Source organism: Roseateles sp. GW835-FHT13E02 (genome assembly GCF_058794035.1).
In genome coordinates, this window is record NZ_JBXAGJ010000045.1 from 1 (window position 1) to 4,328 (window position 4,328).

Here is a 4,328-nt window from a genome sequence, read left to right on the forward strand (position 1 = left end):
GGGAGTCGGCTCGAAGAGCCGACCCGCGAACCATGAGCCCGGCGGCGGGCCGAGACACCGCAGCGAGAACGACAAACACAACATAGGTCCGCAATGTGCCGCTTGCCACTGCCGCCCACCGTCTTCGCGCGAGCAACAAAAAACCCGCCGCAGCGGGTTTCTTTCCGGAGTGTCTGGGAGCCCTGGGTTTCAGAAGCCCAGGCTGGCCAGCAGATCGTCCACCTCGCCCTGGTCGGCGACGATGTCGGTGCGACCTTCGGGGTTCACGACCGGGCCTTGCAGGATGCTGGGGTCGACCTTCTCGCGCTGCTCGGGCGGGACGATGGACACCAGCAGCTTGACCAGGCTGTCTTCCAGGTCATTGGCCAGGGTCACCACCTTGGCCACGACCTGGCCGGTCAGGTCATGGAAATCCTGGGCCATCATGATGTCGGTCAGGTGGCCGTCGATGCGCGCCGTGCGGTCTTCGACTTCCTTGACGAAGTTAAGCACCGCACCGCTGGCCACGGCCTTGACCGGGTCGGCCACGATGGCGGCGGCCATGGCATTGGTGGCGGCCGTGATGTGGGCGTGGTCTTCCTTGGCCTGGTCGACCGAGTTCAAGACCTTGTTGGCGGCGGCAGCCGTCTTGGTGGCGATGTAGCTCAGGCGGCTGCGAGCGTCGGGCAGGCCGTCGGTCGCGACCTGGAGCTTGGGCATGACACCGAGTTGCTGCATGGTGTCGTGCAGCACGCGGGTGATGGTACCGATCTGCTGAAAGACTTCAGGAGAGACGGTCAGCGGATCGGTACCGCTGGTGAGTTTGCTCAGTTCTTCCATCTGCATGGTCGTCTCCCGGGGCTCAGGCCGAAGCGGCCAGTTTCTGCATGATCTTGACGACCTTCTCTTCCAGCGTGGCCTTGGTGAAAGGCTTGACGATGTAGCCGGCGGCACCGCTCTGGGCGGCCAGCACGATGTCTTCCTTGCGGGCTTCGGCGGTCACCATCAGCACCGGCAGATGCTTGAGGTTGGGATCTTCCTTGATGGCCTTGAGCAACTCGAAGCCGGTCATGTTCGGCATGTTGATGTCACTGACGACGAAGTCGTACTTGGCCAGCTTGAGCTTGCTCAGGGCGTCGACCCCGTCTTCCGCTTCTTCGCAGTTGTTGTAGCCGATTTCCTTCAGCAGGCCCCGCACGATGCGGCGCATGGTGGAGAAATCGTCGACAACCAAAAATTTCATGTCAGTGCTCATGGCTTTCCTCGCAGGGGCTAGAGAGACTTATCGGGGTTTGGGGTTGGAACTTGAGGGGTTTTTCGGTGCCCCAGGCGGGTCTGCAGCGCCAGCCTCTTCGCCGTCTTCTTCCGGGGGCACATTCTTCAAGACCGCATCCTCGGCATCGCGATTCATCACGATGATGCTGATGCGGCGATTGATCGGGCTTTCGGGTTGCTTGGGGTCGAGCAGCTTGCTGGAGGCCAGGCCCTGCACCCGCAGCGTACGCGATTCCGGCAGGCCGCCGGCGATCAACTCGCGCCGGGAGGAATTGGCACGATCGGCCGACAGCTCCCAGTTGCTGTAGCCACGCTCACCACCGGCAAATCCCAAAGCATCGGTGTGTCCCTCCAGGGTCAAACGGTTGGGCACCTCCTTGAGCACGGAGCCGAGCTCCTGCAACAAGGCCCGCATATAGGGTTTCACAACTGCGCTGCCGCTGTCAAACATGGGGCGGTTGTTTTCATCCACTATTTGAATGCGCAAGCCTTCCTTGGTCATGTCGAGGCGGATCTGCCCACCCAGCGAGGCCAGTTGCGGGTTGTTGGCCAGCACCTCTTCGACCTTGTCCTTCAGCTCCTCCAGCCGGGCCTTCTCGGCCTTGCGTTGCTCTTCCTTGAGTGCGCGCAGGCTGAAGGTGCGCTGGCGCGCCTCGACATCGCCGGCCTTGACCTGGCCCGACTCACGCGTCAGGTCCTTGCCGCCGCCTTTGACGATGTGGGAGGAATCGCCCGAACCCGAGCCGCCCTGCATGGCCACCTTGAGCGGCGAGCCGAAGTAGTCGGCAATGCCTTTTTTGTCGCCCTCGGTGGTGGAGCCGAGCAGCCACATCAGCAGGAAGAAGGCCATCATGGCCGTCACGAAGTCGGCGTAGGCAATTTTCCAGGCGCCGCCATGGGCGGCATGGCCGCCCTTTTTGACGCGCTTGATGATGATGGGTTGAAGCTTTTTGGCGTCACCAGCCATAACGAGCCCCCACGTCGCCGATTACGGCTCCTGCCCCCCGAGGGGGTGCGGCCCGCCTTGGGAGCGGCCCGGCGGCGGGCCAGGCCCCCACCTCGCCGAATACGGCTCCTGCCCCCCGAGGGGGCGCGGCCCGCCTTGGGAGCGGCCCGGCGGCGAGCCCGACCACTTCGACCAAACGACTGGCCTTGCTGTGGGTCATGGTGCTCACTTCTTCTTCACATGAGCTTCAAGCTCGGCGAAGGTGGGGCGGTCGCCCGAGTACAGCACCTTGCGGCCGAATTCGATGGCCACCTGCGGGGCGTAGCCCTGCATGCTGGCGAGCAAGGTGGTCTTGATGCATTGCAGTTCTTTGCCTGCGTCTTCGACCTTCTGCTCCAGCAGGCCGGCGAGCGGCTCGGCGAAACCGTAGGCCATCAGAATGCCGAGGAAGGTACCGACCAGGGCGGAACCGATCATGCCGCCCAGCACGGCCGGGGGCTGGCCCACCGAGCCCATGGTATTCACCACACCCAGCACGGCGGCCACGATGCCGAAAGCCGGCAAGCCGCCCGCTATGCGCTGCAAGGCGGCCACGGCGGCATGCTCTTCCTGATGGTGGGTGTCGATTTCAGCGTCCATCAGCGACTCGATCTCGTGGGCATTGAGATTGCCCGAGACCATCATGCGCAGGTAATCGGTAATGAACTCGGTGACATGGTGGTCATTGCCGACCACCGGGTATTTCTGGAACAGCGGCGAGCTGTGCGGGTCTTCGACGTCTTTTTCAATCGACATCAGCCCTTCCTTGCGGGCCTTTTGCAAGATGTCGTACATCAGGGCCAGCAGCTCCATATAGCGGGCCTTGCTGAACTTGCTGCCCTTGAAGCAGCGGCCCAAGCCGGCCACGGCGCCCTTGACCACCTTCATCTGGTTGTTGGCCAGGAAAGCGCCGATGGCGGCCCCCAGAATGGTGGTCACCTCAAACGGCAAGGCGTGCAAGATGACGCTGATATTGCCGCCGTGGGCAATATAGACGCCGAAGATGCAAGCCATGGAAACGGCCCAACCGATGATGACAAACATGGTGTTTTCTTTGGAAGCTCTCCGGTCCTTATCGGCCGGAGCTTGATGCGCTTGAGTGTGCCCGGGGCACGCTTCGCGCACTCCATGCAACTGGCCGGTTTTGACCGCCCAAACTGCAGCTGTGCCTCACCGAGAACCACAGCATCAGCGCACCGCACCTGGCAGCTGGTACAGCCAGACCCGGTGCCGGCCACCCAGCTCCAGACAGGCCAAGGCGCCCTGCCCCACGATCTCGAAATCCAGGCTGACCAGCCAGCTGCCGGGGCGCATCTCCGCACGGGCTTTGGCCCAGACCCGGGCCATGGACTCCGGCCGCTGGAACACATAGACCATGCCGAACGGCGCCCAGGACTGCGCCCACATATCACCACGCTCGACCCGTGCCCAAGGGCAAAGCCAGCGGGCCAGGCGCGCCAACAAGGGGCTCCACTCGATGCCCTGCAGCTGCACCTGCGGGTAGCAGCGACGCAGCTCACGCAGGCCGTGACCGAGGCCACATCCGGCATCCAGCACCACCTCGCCAGGCGCCAGGGGGGCCAGCGCGGGCAAGTCCTTCAGGGCACCCACGGGGGTTGGAAAGAGCGGCGCATCACCCCAGCTGCGGCGCGGGTAAGCCAGCAGCAGCAAGACCAGGGGCAGCAGCCAGGACCAAGCCGGCCAAGCGGACGCACCGCCGGCCAGAAGAATTGACAGAGGAAAGCCCAGGGCCACCATCAGGCGCCGCCAACGGGCGCTGTGGAAGAAGGCCAGGCCGGCACCCAGCGCCGCGGCGGCCAGCAAGGCCGGCCACGCGGTGAAGCCCACACGCTGCAGCTGCATGAACAGCAGCCAGGCAGCACCCCAGCTGAGCAGGGCAGGCAGCGGCCAGCGCATCCAGGGCATGAAGGGGCGGGAAAGAAGACTGAAGAGGAAAGCGTCGGCAAGGACTCAGCAGAGCACGGCCAGCAACCGAAGCGCTGAAGCTTGCAGAGCGGCTCAGTGCATCTGGATCGCGCCCTGGGCGCGGCCCTTGCCCGCACGGGCCGGCGGGTTGCACATGCCGCAG

Annotated in this window: 5 protein-coding genes; all 5 read right to left on the reverse strand. The window is 64.2% G+C overall.

Annotation, left to right across the window (positions count from 1 at the left end; genetic code table 11):
* Nucleotides 1-189 precede the first annotated feature (189 nt).
* The 5 genes from AC1Q6P_RS23855 to AC1Q6P_RS23875 all read right to left on the reverse strand — a co-directional run bounded on the left by AC1Q6P_RS23855 (nucleotide 190) and on the right by AC1Q6P_RS23875 (nucleotide 4,165).
* Nucleotides 190-825, reverse strand: coding sequence for a protein phosphatase CheZ (locus tag AC1Q6P_RS23855; RefSeq protein WP_102769804.1), 636 nt, complete (start codon nucleotides 823-825; stop codon nucleotides 190-192).
* 16 nt (nucleotides 826-841) lie between these two features.
* Nucleotides 842-1,234 carry a chemotaxis response regulator CheY gene (gene cheY, locus AC1Q6P_RS23860; protein WP_102769803.1) on the reverse strand — a complete coding sequence of 131 codons (393 nt, stop codon included), beginning with the start codon at nucleotides 1,232-1,234 and terminating at the stop codon, nucleotides 842-844.
* Between the two features lie 27 nt (nucleotides 1,235-1,261).
* On the reverse strand, nucleotides 1,262-2,221 hold the full coding sequence (motB, locus tag AC1Q6P_RS23865) for a flagellar motor protein MotB (RefSeq protein WP_102769802.1): 960 nt from the start codon (nucleotides 2,219-2,221) through the stop codon (nucleotides 1,262-1,264).
* 204 nt (nucleotides 2,222-2,425) lie between these two features.
* A complete protein-coding gene (gene motA, locus AC1Q6P_RS23870; protein ID WP_171827905.1) occupies nucleotides 2,426-3,283 on the reverse strand; it encodes a flagellar motor stator protein MotA in 858 nt (285 codons plus the stop codon).
* 144 nt (nucleotides 3,284-3,427) lie between these two features.
* Nucleotides 3,428-4,165, reverse strand: coding sequence for a class I SAM-dependent methyltransferase (locus tag AC1Q6P_RS23875; RefSeq protein WP_492666257.1), 738 nt, complete (start codon nucleotides 4,163-4,165; stop codon nucleotides 3,428-3,430).
* Between the last annotated feature and the right edge of the window lie 163 nt (nucleotides 4,166-4,328).